This window comes from Amycolatopsis kentuckyensis (genome assembly GCF_002155975.1).
Lineage (GTDB): Bacteria > Actinomycetota > Actinomycetes > Mycobacteriales > Pseudonocardiaceae > Amycolatopsis > Amycolatopsis kentuckyensis.
In genome coordinates, this window is the sequence record NZ_MUMI01000048.1 from 1 (window position 1) to 3,367 (window position 3,367).

Sequence of the window (3,367 nt, forward strand, 5' to 3'; positions counted from 1 at the left end):
CCCGCCCGGTCCGCGGCCGCGCGCACCTCGCGGTCGGTCGCGTCGGGCCTGCCGAACCGGATGTTGTCGGCGACCGTGCCGGCGAACAGGTACGGGTGCTGGGAGACCGGGGAGAGCTGCCGGAGCAGGTCCTCGCCGCGCAGGTCCCGCACGTCGGCCCCGCCGACGCGGACCGCGCCGCCGTCGACGTCGAAGAAGCGCGGCACCAGCCGCAGGATCGTGCTCTTGCCCGCACCGGACGTCCCGACCAGTGCCGTCATCGTCCGTTCCGGCACGGTGAAGGTGACGTCGTCGAGCACCGGCGGCCCGCCGTAGCCGAACCGCACCCCGGCGAACTCGATCGACGGCGCGCCGAGCGGCCGCGAGACTTCCGGTTCCGGGAGCCGCGGTTCGGCCAGCACCCGCTCGATGCGGTCCAGCGCGCCGTCCGCCATCCGCACCGCCGCGCCGAGTTCGGCGGCGACGAGCATCGGCTCGGCGAACCGGACGGCCAGGACGAGCGCGACCACCGTCGTCGGTATGTCGACTTTCCCGTCGAGGGCGGTGTACCCCGCGACGAGCACCAGTGCGGTGAACGCGGTCTGGACCGTCACCACGAACCCGGCCATTCCCGGCAATGCGGTCTTCAGCAGCCGGCGCGCCGCGTTCCGGTGGGCGACGAGCGCGTCGTCGAGCAGCCGCAGCCCCGGCCCGCCGAGCCCGAAGGCCCGCAGCACCGGCTGGTTGCGCGCGAATTCGACGACCCGGGCGGCGGCTTCACCGGCGGCCGCGTTCGCGGCTTCGTCGGTGCGGCGGACCAGCCGCCCCGACCACCGGTAGGCCGCCACGGCGAACGGCGCGGCCGCCAGCGCGGCGAGCCCGAGCCGCCAGTCGACGACGAAGAGCGCGAGGGCCGCGGCCGCGGGCGTCACCACCGCGCCGATCAGCGGGTCGAGCAGGTGCGCGGGCACGCTCATGACACTCATGACGTGCTGCGTCGCCAGCCGGCCCAGCGAGCCCACGCGAGCCGGGGTGAACCAGCCGAGCGGCAGGGTCACCACGTGGTCGCCGATCCGGCCGTGCAGGTCGGCCGACAGCGTGTACCCGGCGTGCCGGGCGGTGACCACCCCGCGGTGGTAGGCGATCCCGCAGACCGCGGTGGCCGCGACCACCGCCACCAGCCACGGCCAGGCGTCGTCCGGGGCGCGCAGGATCGGCAGCAGCAACGCGAACACCGCGCCCTGGAGGGCGGCGGCGACGGCCAGCAGGGCGGTGGCCCGGTGCAGCGGCCGCGAGCGGGCGGGGCCCAGGAGCGCGCTCAGGCGGCGGATCATGCCGCGTACTCCCACATCCGCGCGTACCCGCCGCCGGCCGCGATGAGCTCCTCGTGCGTGCCGAGCTCGGTGATCCGGCCCCGGTCCAGCACCACGATCCGGTCCACTTCGGACACCGTCGCCAGGCGGTGGGCGATCACCAGCGTGGTCCGGCCCGCGACCAACGCGGACAGCGCGTCCTGGATCGCGGCTTCGGACTCCGGGTCCACCGACGCCGTGGCCTCGTCGAGGATCAGCACCGGGGTGTCGGCGAGCAGCGCCCGCGCGATCGACACGCGCTGGGCCTCGCCGGTCGAGAGGGTGACCTCCTCGCCGACGATCGTGTCGTAGCCGCGGGGGAGGGCGAGCAGCCGCTCGTGGATCCGGGCCGCGCGCGCCGCCGCGTGGACGTCCGCCAGCGGTGCGCCGGGGCGCCCGAGCCGGATGTTGGCCGCCACGCTGGTTCGCAGCAGCCGCACGTCCTGCAGCACGAACCCGATGTGCCGGTACAGCTCTGCCACGGGCAGGTCGCGCAGGTCGGCACCGCCCAGCCGGATCGCGCCGCCGGTGACGTCGTGGAAGCGCGCGGCGAGCGCGGCCACGGTGGACTTGCCGGAGCCGGACGGCCCGACGAGCGCGGTCACCGTGCCGGGTTCGAGGGTGAGGTCGATGCCGTGCAGCACTTCGGTTTCGCCGTCGTAGGAGAACCGCACCGACGCGAACTCCAGCCGGGCGCCACCGCTCCTGGCGGTGCCGGCGTCGGGCAGCTCCGGCGTGGCGAGCAGCCCGGCGATGTCCGCGGCGGCCGCCTGCCCGGCGCGGGTGTCCTGGATGCTGTAGCCCACGGCCAGCAGCGGCCCGGACAGCCCGGCGCCGACGATCACGAACGGGATCGTGTCGGCCGGGGAGAACAGCACGCCGGCCAGCAGCAGGGTGCACAGCGTGACCAGCGGCGACAGCGCGAACTGGCTCCAGGCCATCGCGGGGGTCACCGAGCGGGCCCAGCCCGCGACGAACCCGCCGTAGCGCGTGGCCGCCTCGGTGAACCGCCGGTGCGCGCGGCCGGCCTGCCCGAAGGCCTTGACCTCGGCGATGCCGTCGAAGAACTCCACCACCGCCGAGTCGAGCGCGGCGGTGGCCGCCTGGTACTCCCGCATGCGCGCGCCGACGTCCCGCATCGCCTTGCGGTGCCACACCATCCCGACGGCGATGGGCACCACGGTGACGAGCGGCAGCCATGGGTCGAGCGTGGCCAGGTACCCCGCGGCCGCGAGCGGTGCGACCACGGCCGTGGTGAGGTCGAGCAGCGCGTGCGCGACGAGGTGGTGCAGCGCGCCGACGTCGTCGGCGACCGCGCGCTTGACGCGGCCGGAGTCGTGCGCGGCGAACCAGCCCAGCGGGAGCCGGGTCAGGTGCCGGGCCAGCCGCCGCCGCAGGGACAGCTGCAGGTCGTTGTCGGCCAGGTGGGTCAGCGTCGAGGCGGTCACCAGCAGGAGCGCGCGGACCGGCAGGGCCACGAGCGCGATCCCGACCAGGGGCCACAACGCGGTCATCGGCGTGCCCGCGAGGAGGCGGCGGCACAGCTCGGCCGCGGCGACGAACGGGGTCAGGCCGGCGATCGCGGCGCCGGCCTGGCAGCCCAGGCCGGCGAGAAGCCGGACACGGACCGGAGCGAGCAGGGCGCGCAGGGGAGTCACTTCCGGGTGTCCCGTCCTTCCGATGGGCTTGGTCACTCTCGCTCAGCGTAGTTGACAATGGTTATCGTTGTCGACAAGGTGGGGTGGCCGCTCGGGTGAGTGGTGTCCGTGAAATGCGAGGAGCGTCTGTGTCGTTCGAGGAGCGCCTGAACCACGATCCCACGGCGGCGGTGCTGCGTGAATGTGTCGCCGACCTCATCGGGGTGACTCCCGGGGAAGTCGACCTTTCGTTGCGGTTCGCCGAACTCGGCGTGGAATCCCTCGGTGCGCTGAAACTGCGCCGCGCGCTGGCCGCGAAATGCGGAACCGAGGTGCCGCTGACCGCGTTTCTCGGAAATGTCCCGGCGATCCGCGCCCTCGAATTCCTGGCCGGGACCG

General features: G+C 74.5%; 3 protein-coding genes. 1 reads left to right on the forward strand and 2 read right to left on the reverse strand.

Going from position 1 to position 3,367, the window contains the following annotated elements; genetic code table 11:
* Both CCN39_RS05055 and CCN39_RS05060 read right to left on the reverse strand, forming a co-directional pair.
* The coding region (locus tag CCN39_RS05055) for an ABC transporter transmembrane domain-containing protein (RefSeq protein WP_086838830.1) at positions 1 to 1,313 on the reverse strand (1,313 nt) is incomplete at its 3' end.
* Positions 1,310 to 3,025 carry an ABC transporter ATP-binding protein gene (locus tag CCN39_RS05060; protein ID WP_143263948.1) on the reverse strand — a complete coding sequence of 572 codons (1,716 nt, stop codon included), beginning with the start codon at positions 3,023 to 3,025 and terminating at the stop codon, positions 1,310 to 1,312. The genes CCN39_RS05055 and CCN39_RS05060, both read right to left, overlap by 4 nt.
* A gap of 47 nt (positions 3,026 to 3,072) precedes the next feature.
* On the opposite strand from CCN39_RS05060, the gene CCN39_RS05065 reads away from it, so the two are divergent.
* A partial coding sequence (locus tag CCN39_RS05065) for an acyl carrier protein (protein WP_143263949.1) occupies positions 3,073 to 3,367 on the forward strand: 295 nt, incomplete at its 3' end.